Below are 14,935 nucleotides of genomic sequence, written 5' to 3'. Positions count from 1 at the left end.
ATGATGAGCGGATTGACATTTTTCGATGTGGGAGCTAGGATGTCTTTTTCTAGATCTTAGCTTTTTCTCCAAGGGAAAAATGGCAGTAATTCTTAGGCTTTCTTGGGTTAAGTGCGGAGAGCTTCGCTTTATATTTAGTTTTTCGTTTGTAGATAGTTATTAATAGAGGTTCGGCAATGGCATCATTGTTGCATAAATTTTTAGAAAATGCTTCGGGGAAGAAAGGTCAGGATCTGGCTTCTACCGCATATTTAGCTGCATTAGACCATCTTTTGCATTCCTTTCCTTCCATTGGGAAGAGCATCATTGATGAACTAAAGAGTCAACGTTCTCGTTTAAAGATGATTGCTTCTGAAAATTATGCATCTATTTCGGTTCAGCTCGCTATGGGGAACCTGCTTACGGATAAATATTGTGAGGGGAGCCCATTTAAGCGATTTTATTCTTGTTGTGAGAATGTTGATGCTATTGAGTGGGAATGTGTTGAAACAGCTAAAGAACTTTTTGGTGCAGAAAGTGCTTTTGTACAACCACATTCCGGAGCAGATGCAAATTTGTTAGCAATAATGGCGATTATCACTCAGAAAATCCAAGCTCCTGCTGTTAAACGTTTAGGTTATAAAACGATCAATGATCTTACTGATAAGGAGTATGCTGAGTTAAAAGCTGAGATAGGTTCTCATGTATGCCTAGGTCCTTCATTGAACTCGGGAGGCCATTTAACGCATGGAACCGTACGTCTAAACGTGATGTCGAAATTAATGCGCTGCTTGCCTTATGAAGTTAATAAAAAGACAGAGCTTTTTGATTATGCTGAGATTGCACGTTTGGTGCGGATACATAAGCCTACAGTATTAATTGCTGGCTATTCTTCCTATTCTCGTAGGTTAAATTTTTCTACTCTAAAACAAATCGCTGATGATTGTGGAGCTGTTTTATGGGTGGATATGGCGCATTTTGCAGGTCTTGTTGCTGGCGGCGTTTTTGTTGAAGAAGAAAATCCTATTCCTTTTGCTGATATTGTAACCACGACAACTCATAAAACTTTGCGCGGGCCCCGTGGAGGTTTGGTTTTAGCCTCTAAGGAATATGATGGGGTAATTAATAGAGCTTGTCCGTTAATGATGGGAGGGCCTTTACCTCACGTTATTGCTGCGAAGGCTGTAGCATTAAAAGAAGCCCTTACTGTGGATTTTAAAAAGTATGCTCATCAGGTTGTGGACAATGCTAGAACTTTAGCAGAACATTTCCAAAAGCAGGGATTACGTTTACTTACAGGTGGTACAGATAATCATATGTTGATTATTGATCTGACTTCTCTAGGTATTTCCGGACGCATAGCTGAGGATATCTTAAGTTCCGTAGGTATTGCAGTAAATCGCAACACTATACCATCGGATGCTGTAGGCAAATGGGATACTTCAGGAATACGTTTGGGAACACCTGCTTTAACAACTCTTGGTATGAGCAGCGATGAAATGGAAGAAGTTGCGAATATTATTGTGAAAGTATTGCGAAATATTACTTTGAGACGTAATGCTGATGATAGTTTTAGTAAAAGTGAAGGAGAGCTTCCAGAAAACATTGCTCAAGAAGCAAGAGCACGAGTCGCAGACTTATTATCGCGGTTCCCGCTTTATCCTGAAATTGATCTGGAAACTTTAGTTTAGTTAGGAGATATGTTGTTCTATGCCTGATGGGGAAGTAGTTAATAAGTTACGAGATGTTATAGATAAAAAAATCTTAGATGCCCGTCGGGTATTCTTTTCAGAACCTGTAACAGATAAGAGCGCAGCAGATGCTATTAAAAAGCTTTGGTATTTAGAACTTACCAATCCTGGTCAGCCTATAGTATTCGTAATTAATAGTCCTGGAGGATCCGTAGATGCAGGGTTTGCAGTTTGGGATCAGATAAAAATGATGACCTCTCCAGTAACTACTGTAGTTACAGGATTAGCTGCTTCTATGGGGTCGGTATTAAGTTTATGCGCTGCTCCTGGTCGTCGTTTTGCAACTCCTCATTCGCGTATTATGATTCATCAGCCATCCATAGGAGGTCCAATTACAGGACAAGCTACGGATTTAGATATTCATGCCCGTGAGATCTTAAAAACGAAAAAACGCATCGTGGATGTGTATTTAGAAGCCACAGGGCAACCTCGAGAAGTCATTGAAAAAGCTATTGATAGGGACATGTGGATGACAGCAGATGAAGCCAAGGATTTTGGTTTATTAGATGGCATCCTTTTCTCGTTCAGCGATTTATAAGCCTTACTTATACTCTGGGGCAGGAAATCGCTTTATTCTTAGTGAGACCTGTCCTGAGATTGCGACAATCTCCGTTTTATGTAAGGAGGAACAAGTAGATGGATTTTTACTTATTCTTCCTTCGTCAGTTGCTGATGCTAAGCTAATTATTTTTAATGATGATGGTTCTCGACCTAAGATGTGTGGGAACGGTCTTCGTTGTGCTATAGCCCATCTTTCTTCAGTATTGAGAAAAGAAGAAATTTCTGTAGAAACCGATTCAGGAATCTATTTTGGAAAATTTTATTCTTGGGATCGTGTTGTTGTAGATATGACTCTTCCAGATTGGAAATATCATTGTCATAGTCTCTCGTATACTATTTCACAGATTCCTAAAAAAATTTTTAGTATAAACACGGGAGTTCCTCATCTTGTCGTTTTTGTCGATAATGTATCTTGTGTTCCTATAGATCTTTGGGGAAGTTTTCTACGTTACCATGAGGATTTTTTGCCTCAAGGGACTAATGTAAATTTCGTTGAAGGAATAAATTCTAAAGAGTTTCGAATACGTACTTATGAACGTGGATTAGAAAGAGAATGTTTGGCTTGTGGAACCGGAGTTACAGCAGCAGCTCTTGTTGCATCTAGGCGCTACAATTTATCAAATACTCAAATGCGTATTCGGACATGGAGTGATATTTTAATTAAAATTTTTTTAGATGGCGATCGAGTGTATCTTGAAGGTCCTGTAAATAAAGAAGTCTTTCATTAGAGTTTTCAAATTTTTATATTGAATCTGAATAGAAAAGGCTTCAAAAATAGTTGAGAGGAGGAATATCTATCTGTGATTCTATATTGTGAATTTATTTCTTAAGGATAGATCTCTTGCCCTCTAACTCCAATTCTTCTATAATCTTGATTTATGACTACGTATCCTGTACCACAAAATCCTCTTTTATTACGTGCCCTGCGTCTTATGGATGCCTTCTCTAAGTCTGACGATGAGAGAGATTTTTATTTAGATCGTGTTGAGGGGTTTATCCTCTATATTGATTTAGATAAAGATCAAGAAGACTTGGATAAGATCTATGAAGAATTAGAGGTAAACGCGGAACGTTATTGTCTAATTCCTAAGTTAACGTTCTATGAAGTTAAGAAAATCATGGAGACGTTTATCAATGAAAAAATTTATGATATTGATACGAAAGAAAAGTTTCTTGAAATTTTACAATCTAAAAATGCTCGGGAACAGTTTTTAGAATTTATTTACGATCATGAATCTGAATTAGAGAAATGGCAACAATTTTATGTAGAACGTTCTCGTATACGTATTATTGAGTGGTTGCGTAATAATAAGTTTCATTTTGTCTTTGAGGAAGATCTAGACTTTACGAAGCATATTTTAGAACAATTTAAAATTCATCTTTTCGATACCAAAGTATCAAAAGAGTTATCACAAGCACGTCAGTTGCTCGTGAATAAGGCTAAAGTTTATTATTCTAACGAAGCACTAAATCCTCGTCCTAAACGAGGACGCCCTCCGAAGCAATCAGCAAAAGTAGAATCTGAGACTACGATATCCAGTGATATTTATACTAAGGTACCCGCAGTTGCTCGACGTTTTCTTTTCCTTCCAGAAATTACTTCAGCATCTTCAATCACATTTTCTGAGAAATTTGATACTGAAGAAGAGTTCCTTGCGCATTTGCGTGGATCAGGCCGTGTTGAAGATCAATTAAACCTTGCTAATCTTTCAGAAAGATTCGCTTCGTTGAAAGAGCTGTCTGCAAAATTAGGTTATGATTCACTGTCTACGGGAGATTTCTTTGGAGATGATGACGATAGTGATGATGATGAGAAGCCTGCGCCTAAGAGTAAGGCTCCTGCTAAACGTGGCCGTAAGAAGTCCTCATAGACTTCAGATCTTTCGTAATATCCAAATAGTCGCTGCCCCAAAGGCAAGTTTTCTTTTTTTGTTTATTTGGAATTTGGCATTTTTGAAGATTTGCTCTAGGTAATCGTCACTAGGAAGATTCTTAATGCTTTCAGCTAAGTATTGATAAGCTTGTTTATTTTTAGAACATAATCTTCCTAGCCAGGGAACCAAAGATTTTAAATATAACCGATGTGCTAGATACAGGGGATGATTATTAGAAGGTGAGGTGAGTTCTAAAATTCCTAGGGATCCGTCTTGTTTTAAAATACGATAGATTTCATGAAGAGCATTTTTAGAATCAGGAAGGTTTCGTAATCCATAGGCCATTGCTGCTAACGGCTGTGATTCTTGATTGATAGGCAATTGGATAATATCTCCTTCTATAAAGGTGAAAGGAGCGTTAGGGTAACGTTGTTTTGCTTTCAAGAGCATATTCGACGAGAAATCTACTAGTGTTGCTTTTGATCCTGGATAATCCCGAATATATCTATAGGCAACTTTCCCCGTACCTGAACAAAGATCTAAAATACGTTCTGACTTTCCTAACATTTTTGAAAACTTACGATTCCATAAATGATGCATTCCTAAAGATAGGATAGAATTGATCCTATCATATTTAGGTGCCAAAGAATCAAACATCTCCTGAAGATTAGGCTTGTTGATAGATGGTTGCATGATATTCTCGGAATCTTTCTAAGCCTTCATAGTCTTCTTCTCTTAGACGATAACGACAGAGAGAGTAATACTCTTTAATAAGAGTTTTTGGCAACTGGGTGCGTTCTATAGCTTTTGCTATAGCTGTTTCTGGGTGAGATTCAAAATAGCTCAATGAGCTTTCTAATGCTGCTTGTATAACATCCCTTCCCTGAGGATTATTGGACAGGACAACAGCAAAAACAAAAGGTAACTGGGTAAGTTCATACCACCCTTGAGCAAGATCATAAGTTGCAAATCCTGCGATGTAAGGATGGTGTAGAGCTTTATCGCCAATTAATAATAAGCCATCATATTCTTCAGCTTTCTCGATCACTTCCTCGGAAGAGAGCTGAATAATCTCTGGGAGAGGGGTATTCCATAAATGACGACAAAGAACATTCAGTAACATTACTGAAGAGCGGCTTTCTTTTGTTGCTGCAATACGGAGTTTTTCTGAGGTAAAAAATGTCGATGCAGCATAGAGATTTACACTAAGAATTTTCTTATAAGCAGCTATGCCAAATCCTGGAAGCTTTCCTAAGGGATGGGTTAGCAATCCTACTGCAGAGGTAAGAGCAAATTGTAAACTACCGTCAAGGAGTTTCCCAAGTAGATCTGCTGGAGGTGCTGTATGAAGAAGGATATCCTCATGTTTGGCAAGTTCTAAAGAAAAAGGAAAAGCGTTGATATAGCTTACACAACCTAAAGTTATACGTCTCTCGAGTTTGTCAGACATGGTATGCGTCCTTGTTTTTTGATGAGGCTTGCCATTCCCTCAATATCCATTTTTATATTTTGATTCGAAGAGGCCATTTGAAAAACCTTTTCTCCGATATGTGTGGACGAGAAATCGTTGGCTCCACAGGATAACAAATGTAGAGCTTGCTCGATTCCTAGATAATTCCACAAGGCTTTTATATTTCTAAAATTATCTAAAAATAATCTTGCTACAGCAATGATAGATGCTGGCATGATATTATGGGAACTACCTAATTTACGTAATCTTTTCCCTAGAGGATTGTTTTCTGTTGCAAACTTTAACAATACAAAGTTCTTAAATCCTAAAGTATCGTCTTGAAGATTTCGTAATTTATTCATATGTGTGACGATATCTTCAGGACGTTCTCTATGGTAACATAGCATAGTACTGTTACTAGGTATGCCGAGATTGTGCGCTTCTTTATGAATTTCTAAGAAATCTTGAGAAGATAAACGTCCTGGAGCTAGTATTTGCCGTATTTCATCGACAAGGATATCAAATCCTCCTCCAGGAATAGAATCTAATCCAGCATTCTTTAGGATTTTCAATACTTCTATAACAGGAATATTGTGCAGATTGGCGAGATAAGCATATTCGATACCTGTTAATGCTTTGATATGGATATGAGGGAAATTTTCCTTAATCTTACTGAATAGCTCAGTATAATAGTCTAGATTACAATCTGGGAAACATCCAGCAACGATATGTGTTTCTGTAATGGGAACATCTAGGGCGCGGATCTTTTCTATTAACTGATTTGGTGTATAAAACCAACCTTTAGGATCCCCTGGTTTTGCATAAAAAGCACAGAAAGTACAATTGAATTCACAGAAATTGGTAGGATATAAATAAAACGTTGAGGAGTAGTAAACGACATCTCCGACGTATTTTTGACGTACCATATTTGCAAATGCCCATAAAGCATGCTGATCGTCTTCATCTTCGAGGAGAAGTAAGCGTAAGGCATCTTCTGTGGAAAGACGTGCTCCTTCTATATAGTTATCGAATAAATGCTTCAACCAAGAGTTTTTAGGTAGAATGCGGGGGATGCGTGTCGTCGTCATAAGGTGGCGCTTTAGTTGTAGAATCAGATCGAGTTTGTTTATCGCATGCTTTTTTATGGCAACAGTCCGATTTTCCACATCCTTTAGATAGAGGTCTACCTAAGAGATAAGAGCCTATGAGTAAAATGACTATGCCTACTCCTAGTAGTGCTGTAGCGCAGCAAATAAGAAGAAAAAGAGTCATCATAAAAAGATCAGCCTTCAATCGGTAGTATTAATGAAGATCTACCCAAATAGGAGAACTCCATGCCATAGATTGGTCTATTTGAGTTACTCGGAGATAGTAGAACACAAAAGGAATTTTTCCTTTAGGATCTTTAAGAGTTACTTTAGATAGAGGTTCCATATCATCATATTCGTAATCTAGGTTGTTACTATCAGGATGGAATGTTTTTATAACTTTCCCGTTACGGATAATCTCAACAGTTTTTAGTTGAGCTGTTCCTGCAACATATCCTGAGATATGACGATTTACAGCAAGGCCGGGTTTTGTAGTTGTTGACAACTCAGAACCCATGGGAGCTGAGGTAATGTTAAAGCTAACAATAATTCTTGGTCCTGTAGTTGCGTAGCAGTGACGCTGATATAAAGCTTCTACAAGAGATTCTCGATTGTATTTGTTACATACAATGGCAGTGAGTCCTGGAGTGTATTGTTGTTGGTTGACATCGAAAAATTTGCTATAGATACCACGATCATCAAGGCCACCTGCAACAAAACCAAAACGCAAGTTGCGTTTTAATGCTTCTATTAATGTCCCTGATTCAACTTCAGAATCAGATCCCTTGATAGGGAAAATATTCCCTTCTTTTTCTGTTCGTTCTGAGCATCCCCAGGAGTTATAAATTTCTACAACACGTTCAAATTCCGGATGGAAGTTGTTAAAGTTAAATCCATAATGTTTCGATGCAGTGAAACATGGTATTGAGATAATTTCGTGACCCGAAGCGCTTTTATAGAGTTTTGATAAAGAAGCAATCTTACAGTCTTTATGTTTCGAACAAGATTTATTTTCTTTTATATAGAGAATTTGGCGAAGACCTTCTTCTCCAGGTTCTCCAAAATATTGTACGCCAGATAAAGAGACAAAACGATCTTCTTCATTAAAATCTCCTATAGTCTGGTTGATCATTTTCCAAAGATCAGGAGTTAAACCTTCTTGATTATCGAAAGAGGACGACGCATAAAAGTTTAAAGCACAATCATCCCTAAAATGTCTTAAACATGCCTCTATGTTTTCTTCAGAATCTACACGTTCTGATTCTCCGTGTAGTAGACCCCACATAAGATTTGGAGCTGACTCTGAAAAACATTTTATAGGTGCGGAAATGAAGATTTCATTCGTTAAAAGGTTTTTTAATTGAATTCTATAGATTCCAGGTTCGTTGAAGTAGAGATTAGGTAGAATAACGAATCCAGTTTCAGGAATAAATAATTGCCAATTAAGGTTTTCTCTTAGATGTTCATAGGAGAGTTCAATACGTGTATTTTCTGGAGAGAAGTTCGTAAGGTTATTGAACTCATCTTCAAACCGCACGGTGATATCGAAGCGTTTATTCTTTACAACATAGGAAGGTGTAAAAATCTGGATATGTTTAAGAACATTACCTCGAATATCCATGGTAAAGATATCGGGCTCATCATAGTTTCCCTTACCTTCGGTATCTACATAAAGATAGAAAGGTTTTCTACGTTGAGTAAATAGCTGAGCACCATTTCCTGCTTCATCTGTTTGCGGATGTTCTGGAGAAGGCCCGAGAATAATAGTAAGAGTCTCACCGGCTTCTAATTCATAGGGGAGGGTAAATTCGTATTGATGAACCAGGCTATTGGGTATGGGGATCATTACAGCAGTAAGAATATCCCCTCTGGGTGTTTCTAAATAGATAGTATTGCGAGATTGTTTTAGATCGATAGAGGGAGTTTCCCAATCTATTGGCCTTCCTTGACATCCCAAGTCAAATTTAAGTTTTGTTCCTTCAGGAAGATAGTCAACTAGAGAGTAAAGAAATTTCCATGTGGATATTTGCCCAGCTCTAGCTACGGAAGGATTAACATAACAAACAGATCTGCGCATAGTAACATAGCGGGTTGGAATCAACTGAAGGCATTATCATATACGAGAAAAAGGTTTTTCTCAATCTTCGTCTTTGCTTAATGTTTGTAATGCTTCCTGTACGCTATTGAACATTTTAAAATATGAGAGGAATCCGGTAACGTATAAAGTTTGCTCTATTGTTTTAGGGACACAGGTAAGAACAATTTTTCCCGAATGTTTTCCTACTTGGTGGTAGCTTTGTAAAAGAACTCGAATGCCAGCACTAGACATATAGTCTAAATTCGCGCAATCAAGCACGATATTTTTGATTCCTGAAGATAGGGATTGTGAGATATTTTCTTGTACTTCCGGAGAAGAGATCCCGTCAAGTTTTCCTTGGAGATGTAAGACAGCAGTGGTTCCGTGCTCTTCTTTTTGGATGTTATTCATTATCGATGATGCTCCCAAACCTATGGTGATTTCTCAAGACCTAACTCTCGTAAATCTTTAGGTTTTTTGCAAAGAGATTTTTCTATTCTTTTGTTTCTCTGTATATTATAGGAAGTTACGAAGGAGATAGTTTCTTTTTTCTTGGGGTGATTTTGAGTTTGCCTACACTACGTTCTGAGCAAGTGATAATTTCGATATCAAAGTTTTCGTGATGAATTTTCATACCTTTTTGTGGGACAGCACCAACTTTATGAAAAACATGTCCTCCTAAGGTGTCATAGCTATTTTCATGATGGATTTTTAGATTAAAATATTCCTCAGCATCAGAGATATTCATACGTCCATCTACGATCCAAGAGTTTCCAACTTTTTTATAAGGAATATCTTCTTGAACGTCATACTCGTCAGCAATTTCACCGAAGATTTCTTCAATGATATCTTCCATACTGACAATCCCTTCGGTAACACCATATTCATTTACTATGATTGCTAAGTGGCGATGTTTCTGACGGAATTCTTGAAGTAGTGAAGAAGCTTTTTTAATTTCCGGAGCATACAATGGAGGCTTAGCTACTGAAGAGACGGGTTGAGAGGAGTCTATAGATTTAGGATACATGGCCAACAAATCTTTTACCAGAAGTACGCCAGTAATATTATCGATATTTTTTTTATACAGAGGAATCCGGCTATAGCCTTCTTCTACGATAGCTGGGAATGCATTGCGGATGGGTGTATCTTCTTGAATAGCAAAGATATCTACTTTAGGAATCATAATTTCTCGAACGATCAATTTATCAAAAGATGATACAGCTTCAGACAGTTGATTCTCCATTTCTGAACTATGAATTTTAGGATCATCTTTATTGTTATTAATGGATCGTTGGAAGGGGAGAAAAAATGCTTGAAATAGAGAAGAGATGAAACATAGTGCGGAGCCAATTCCTCTGTGGAGTTTTATACAATAAGGAAGGAAACCGTAAGCCAATGAAGCTGCAAGAATATAAATTACCCAAAAGGTTAGAGATAAGCTTTTGGTTGAGAATGTATATTTAGAGTAAATAGTGATTCCCAAAATTCCGTATAAACTGAGTAATACAGAGGCTAAAAGAATAGGAGTATTTGACTGACAATATTGTCGGTGCTGCTTATCATCTTCATCTTGTATTTTGACAGATTTTTGTGTGAGTGCTGTCGCAAACAGAAGAGTGAGGATAGAAATTGCTAATAGGAAATCAAGCATTTTAATCTGATAAAAGCGCGTCTTTTTCTCTTAACATACATAGCGCTTGATTTTCTTTACCTCTCATTTTTTTTCTTTCTTCAGGAGTTAGATCATCATATCCAAGCATGTGAAGGAGAGAATGAACAACATAACGAGAAATCTCTTCATATAGAAGATCAGAATCTTCAGCGCGATCTTTCAAAAATCGTATAGCAGCTTTCGGACTAATGAAGGCTTCCCCAAGAATATGAGGTTGAGAAGTAGTTCCTGGAGAATCTATAGGTAGAGTAATAGTGTCCGTTAGTGAAGGATCTGAGAATATTTTATCGTGAAGGTGTGCTAAGGCTTCGTCTTCTAAGAAATAAATGTATACTTGATCCGTATGAATTTTCCAATGTTGTAGACAACAAAGGACTAACTTTTTCGCTGATTGTATCCGAATGGGAACATCACTTTGCTTGTTGGAAATACAAACTTCTATAGGAACTTCTTTCAAGATAAATCAGCGTAGATTTTTTATTTCATTACCGGAGTTTTAGGAAGACCCGTAGCTTTTTTTGCTGTAGCATCATTCCAACGGCCTAGTCTACGCAAAACGTCTATTCGTTCAAAACGCTTAAGTACGTTTCTTTTAGTTTCCCCTTTAATGGATTTACCGTAACTACGATGTCGTGACATAACTGGTACTCTAGTAACTAACTAATTTGTGGAATAAAAATACTTTCACTGCTTACAACATTTTTACGTTCTTTGTAAGCGATTCTTGGAGCGGGTTTTGGATGAGTAATTGCATAAATAGGTTTACGCTTTTTTGGACTCACTGCTCTTCGACGAGCTTGTTTACTCATGCGTGTCATAAGATAACTCGATATTTAACTTTTTAATTCTCCAAAGTGATCGAGAGAAAGATCGGAGACTTATAATTAAGGAAAAGGATAATCAAAGGAACGTTTTTTTTCAATAGGATGACCCATTTATCACTGAGGATTTTGTCCTAAAGCCTCAGTAATTGGAGAACAGGAGGTATTTGATCCCGAAGTAAGCACGCCACAAGAAATAATATATTTGAAAGCATCCTCAATTTTCATGTCTAAGAAAGTAATATCAGATTTTTTAAAAAGCGTAAGAAAACCTGAAGTAGGATTGGGTGTTGTAGGAATAAATACTGTAATCATAGGATCTTCGGGATCATCGGAGCAGATATTTGGTGCATCCCCTGCAACGAGACCGATACAACGTGTTTGTGCATTGGGGAAGGGAACCATAACAACTTGTTTGAATGATCCGGATTGGGATCCGAAGATTGTTGTCATGACTTGTTGAGCAGCCTTATAGACAGTTTTTATGATAGGGATTTTGTGAAGAACTTTATCGTAAATAGATAGCAAAGATTTGAAAATCATTAAACGTGCGAGAAATCCTAGAAGGACTGTAGCAAAGAATAGTCCAAACAAAAGGATGATCTGCAAGACAAATTTTAGTAGAGCTTTGTGTTTGGAATAAAAGCTGATACGTTCGAAAAATCCTGAAACCAGGCCAACAAACGGCTGAGTAAGAAAATTCATTATCATTCCGACAATAGCAAGAGTAATTGCTAAGGGAAGAAGGATAACCAGGCCTGTAATAAAGTGTTTTTTCATAAATCACTATTTTTGAGTTAGAGGATTTCTAGTTTTAATTGAACTAACATAAGAACAGAGTTTACGATATGACTCCATAATATTTTATTAGATTTTACTTGCCATATCAGAGGTTAGAATACTTATATTCTTTATGTTTAATTTTTTTTAGCAATTTTCAATGCTTTTTTCTCTAAATTTTTCTTAATTTTTTATATTTAATAAAAATCTCCAGGGAAGATCACGGTACTCTTCGGCATAATCAATACCTATGCGAGGTGTTTGTGTAATTATTCCTGAAATTTTTTCTTTGCTTATATGAAGATTTGGTGAGGTAAGAGAAAGGGTATTATGTTCAAGGGTAAGATTGAGTGCTTGACAAACTTTTCCTGGTCCATTGGTAAGCAGGTGTTTGGATTTATTTTGCCAACGACGTCTTTCGATCATAATATCTTCTCCCTCATGAGGAAGGATAGCTCGAATCAGTACTGCGTGAGGGAGATCTTTATCCCCGGTTACTACATTGAACAAAGAGTGCATACCATAGCAACGATAGATATAAGCAATACCTCCACGGCTATACATAGGACTATTTCTTTTTGTTTTTCTATAGTTATAGGCATGGCAAGCTTTATCATCTGGCCCACGATACGCTTCTGTTTCTACGATAAATCCTGAAGTTGTTTTTCCGGAGAGTTTGGTGATAAGAATATGTCCTAATAACTCTTTTGCTAAATGAAGAACGTCATCGTTTAGAAAAAAACTTTCAGGAAGCATTATTCTGTTTTCCTTTTCTTCTAGTTCTAGGTTTCTTTTCCGGGTTAGATTGTTTTTTACTAGTAGTTTTTGGTGTTTTGGTTACCAAAGACCAGGTAATTGCCTGATTCAGAAGGTTCACTTCAGCAAGTTTTACCTCTATTATTGCTCCAGGACGCATTTTGCTTGGAAAATCATCGGGAGAAGTTTTCTTTTTCAAGGAATATTCTTTGGGCAATTGCGCTGCTGGAATACAACCTTCTTGGCAAAACTCTGGAACCGTGAAGGAAATTCCCTCAGGATTTGTTGTAATGATAAAGCCTTTATAAATTGTTTCAGGTTGTTCTTTTAAGAACTTATCTAAAAAACGGGTCTTCTTAAGATTTTCGAAAGCAAATTCGGCTTTCGCAGCTATGCGTTCTTGTGTTGAGCAGGCTCTTACGATGTGTTCTAAGCGAGTTTCTTCTATCGACATGGGATGAAATAGAAGTCTATGAACGACAAGATCAATGTAGCGACGAATAGGACTTGTAAAATGTGTATAGAAATCGAGTTTTAATCCGTAATGCCCCTTATTTTCTGTTGAATATGAGGCTGTTTTCATACTCCGGACAAATTGTGAATGTAGAATCGATTCTAAAGGATGCCCTGCAGAGCTTTCTTGTAGTAAATATTGGTAATCAGGTTCTTGAGCTGGAGTCATAATAATATCAAAACCCATAGCTTTTGCCATCTCTTGGAATGAGAGTAGACTTTCATCATTTGGAGATTCATGAATTCTAAATGGTAGAGTGACCCCTTGATGGGAAATATGATAAGCAATCACTTCGTTAGCTTTAAGCATAAACTCTTCGATGAGTTTATGTGATAGAGTTTGTCGTGTTTCTATAAGAGCTACAGGTTCTTGAAGATTATCTAACGACATAGTAAATGAAGGTAGAACGAGTCGGATGCAACCACGTTTTTCTCGAATATCCGCGAATTTCTCGCTTAACTCTGCCATAGCAAGGAGAGTTTTTGATATGGGATGGGGTTGTTTGTTTTCTACAATCTCATCTACTTCATCGTAGGTCATACGGTATTTACTCCGAATCACGCTACGAAATACTTCGTAATCAGATAAGTGTCCTTCCTTGGTAAAAGTCATAAATACAGACACTGCAAGCCTATCTACATTAGGTTTTAAGCTGCAGAGATTGTCAGAAAGTGCTGAAGGCAACATCGGGATCACTTTCCCAGGAAAGTAAATAGAGTTGCATCTTTTACTCGCTTCTTGATCTAAAGCAGAATGTGGTGTCACGTAGTGAGAGACATCTGCAATATGGACACCAAGAATATAATTGTCGTTGTTATCGTAAGTTAACGATACGGCATCGTCGAAATCTTTTGCGGTTATCGAATCGATTGTAAAGCATAGGAGATCACGAAGATCTTTCCGTGATCGTAGGGCTTGACTAATATGCTTTTGTGAGAAATGGCTAGTTTCTTCAATAACAGCTTCTGGGAAATCTTCTTCAATAGCATATTCTGCTTTTATACAGGGGAAGTCTGATTTAGCATTGGAGATATTTCCGATAAATTCGAGCATTTCCAATGGAGGAGGTTCTTTAGATTCAGGTTTTTCCTTCCATACAGGGGTGCTTAGTAATAAACGATCTCCAAGTTTATAGGAGCGTTTAGGGAGAAGTTTTGCTTTTACAGGGATATCTGGTCCTAAGGCGTTAACACAAACGAGAGCGGTTGTTGCATCAATTACTGAGGTTATGGTTCCTACGAGAACCGTCTTTCCTCTAGACACAACTTGGTGAATTACTCCTTTTCTTTTTTCCCCTTCTTTAGAATTTGGGAAAAGAGAGACAACTACATGGTCTCCGTCTAGAGCACCTTTTAGGTCTCTTGCAGGAATAAAAATATCAAAGGGGTATTCTTCAGGATGGTCAGGAGTAACAAATCCAAAACCTTTCTTGGCATGAACAAATAGGACACCGGAAATTAAGATTTGCTTAGAGCTTCTTCTAAAGCCTTTAGGTCTTCTTTTTCTTATTTTTTTCACCAACTTTGCTCCATGTCTGAAATTATAATTTTCACGGGTTTACCTAGCCTTTGTTGGATGTTTTTAATGCAAAGATATTTTTATGGATAGGGTT

At 37.3% G+C, this 14,935-nt stretch carries 17 protein-coding genes; 4 read left to right on the top strand and 13 right to left on the bottom strand.

Translation table 11 applies throughout. From position 1 onward, the window contains the following. Positions 1-176: 176 nt before the first annotated feature. The 4 genes from O1W70_RS01755 to O1W70_RS01740 all read left to right on the top strand — a co-directional run bounded on the left by O1W70_RS01755 (position 177) and on the right by O1W70_RS01740 (position 4,162). Positions 177-1,670, top strand: a complete 1,494-nt coding sequence (locus O1W70_RS01755) for a glycine hydroxymethyltransferase (protein ID WP_213240370.1) — start codon at positions 177-179, stop codon at positions 1,668-1,670. 19 nt (positions 1,671-1,689) lie between these two features. Next, entirely contained in the window at positions 1,690-2,268 is a 579-nt protein-coding gene (locus O1W70_RS01750; protein ID WP_213240372.1) for an ATP-dependent Clp protease proteolytic subunit, read from the top strand. After that, positions 2,237-3,019 carry a bifunctional diaminopimelate epimerase/glutamate racemase gene (gene dapF, locus O1W70_RS01745; RefSeq protein WP_213240374.1) on the top strand — a complete coding sequence of 261 codons (783 nt, stop codon included), beginning with the start codon at positions 2,237-2,239 and terminating at the stop codon, positions 3,017-3,019. The genes O1W70_RS01750 and dapF overlap by 32 nt, the downstream gene beginning before the upstream one ends. A gap of 150 nt (positions 3,020-3,169) precedes the next feature. Then, on the top strand, positions 3,170-4,162 hold the full coding sequence (locus O1W70_RS01740; RefSeq protein WP_213240376.1) for a UPF0158 family protein: 993 nt from the start codon (positions 3,170-3,172) through the stop codon (positions 4,160-4,162). Between the two features lie 3 nt (positions 4,163-4,165). Here the strand turns inward: O1W70_RS01740 and ubiE are convergent, their stop codons facing one another. From ubiE to O1W70_RS01675, 13 genes are all read right to left on the bottom strand, one after another. Then, positions 4,166-4,858: a bifunctional demethylmenaquinone methyltransferase/2-methoxy-6-polyprenyl-1,4-benzoquinol methylase UbiE gene (ubiE, locus tag O1W70_RS01735; protein WP_213240378.1), complete on the bottom strand. Its 693-nt coding sequence runs from the start codon at positions 4,856-4,858 to the stop codon at positions 4,166-4,168. Continuing rightward, positions 4,833-5,615 (bottom strand): menaquinone biosynthesis protein, encoded by a 783-nt coding sequence (locus O1W70_RS01730; RefSeq protein WP_213240380.1) that lies wholly within the window; start codon positions 5,613-5,615, stop codon positions 4,833-4,835. Before O1W70_RS01730 ends, ubiE begins: the two co-directional genes overlap by 26 nt. Next, positions 5,588-6,703: a CofH family radical SAM protein gene (locus O1W70_RS01725; RefSeq protein WP_213240382.1), complete on the bottom strand. Its 1,116-nt coding sequence runs from the start codon at positions 6,701-6,703 to the stop codon at positions 5,588-5,590. The genes O1W70_RS01730 and O1W70_RS01725 overlap by 28 nt, the downstream gene beginning before the upstream one ends. Continuing rightward, the gene (locus O1W70_RS01720; RefSeq protein ID WP_213240384.1) at positions 6,669-6,890 is read right to left on the bottom strand and encodes a hypothetical protein; all 222 of its coding nucleotides are present in this window, start codon (positions 6,888-6,890) and stop codon (positions 6,669-6,671) included. Before O1W70_RS01720 ends, O1W70_RS01725 begins: the two co-directional genes overlap by 35 nt. 27 nt (positions 6,891-6,917) lie before the next feature. Beyond that, positions 6,918-8,780 (bottom strand): DUF3604 domain-containing protein, encoded by a 1,863-nt coding sequence (locus O1W70_RS01715; protein WP_213240386.1) that lies wholly within the window; start codon positions 8,778-8,780, stop codon positions 6,918-6,920. Between the two features lie 60 nt (positions 8,781-8,840). Then, complete coding sequence (locus O1W70_RS01710) at positions 8,841-9,191, bottom strand: anti-sigma factor antagonist (RefSeq protein WP_213240389.1); 351 nt, start codon at positions 9,189-9,191, stop codon at positions 8,841-8,843. Between the two features lie 115 nt (positions 9,192-9,306). Then, on the bottom strand, positions 9,307-10,431 hold the full coding sequence (locus tag O1W70_RS01705) for a hemolysin family protein (protein ID WP_375797289.1): 1,125 nt from the start codon (positions 10,429-10,431) through the stop codon (positions 9,307-9,309). Position 10,432: 1 nt separating this feature from the next. Continuing rightward, complete coding sequence (ybeY, locus tag O1W70_RS01700) at positions 10,433-10,909, bottom strand: rRNA maturation RNase YbeY (protein ID WP_375797288.1); 477 nt, start codon at positions 10,907-10,909, stop codon at positions 10,433-10,435. Between the two features lie 20 nt (positions 10,910-10,929). Next, on the bottom strand, positions 10,930-11,091 hold the full coding sequence (locus O1W70_RS01695; RefSeq protein ID WP_375797287.1) for a small basic protein: 162 nt from the start codon (positions 11,089-11,091) through the stop codon (positions 10,930-10,932). A gap of 17 nt (positions 11,092-11,108) precedes the next feature. Next, entirely contained in the window at positions 11,109-11,270 is a 162-nt protein-coding gene (locus O1W70_RS01690; RefSeq protein ID WP_375797286.1) for a hypothetical protein, read from the bottom strand. A gap of 120 nt (positions 11,271-11,390) precedes the next feature. Next, on the bottom strand, positions 11,391-12,053 hold the full coding sequence (locus O1W70_RS01685; RefSeq protein ID WP_375797285.1) for a DUF502 domain-containing protein: 663 nt from the start codon (positions 12,051-12,053) through the stop codon (positions 11,391-11,393). Between the two features lie 183 nt (positions 12,054-12,236). Next, the gene (locus O1W70_RS01680) at positions 12,237-12,809 is read right to left on the bottom strand and encodes a DNA-3-methyladenine glycosylase (protein WP_375797284.1); all 573 of its coding nucleotides are present in this window, start codon (positions 12,807-12,809) and stop codon (positions 12,237-12,239) included. Then, positions 12,799-14,832 carry a ribonuclease R family protein gene (locus tag O1W70_RS01675; protein ID WP_375797321.1) on the bottom strand — a complete coding sequence of 678 codons (2,034 nt, stop codon included), beginning with the start codon at positions 14,830-14,832 and terminating at the stop codon, positions 12,799-12,801. Before O1W70_RS01675 ends, O1W70_RS01680 begins: the two co-directional genes overlap by 11 nt. Positions 14,833-14,935 lie beyond the last annotated feature (103 nt).

Origin of the sequence: Chlamydia sp. 16-02 (assembly GCF_042235055.1) — a bacterium.
GTDB lineage: Bacteria > Chlamydiota > Chlamydiia > Chlamydiales > Chlamydiaceae > Chlamydia.
The sequence above is the reverse complement of the archived record's forward strand: the minus strand, read 5'-3'. Positions and strand labels throughout refer to the sequence as shown.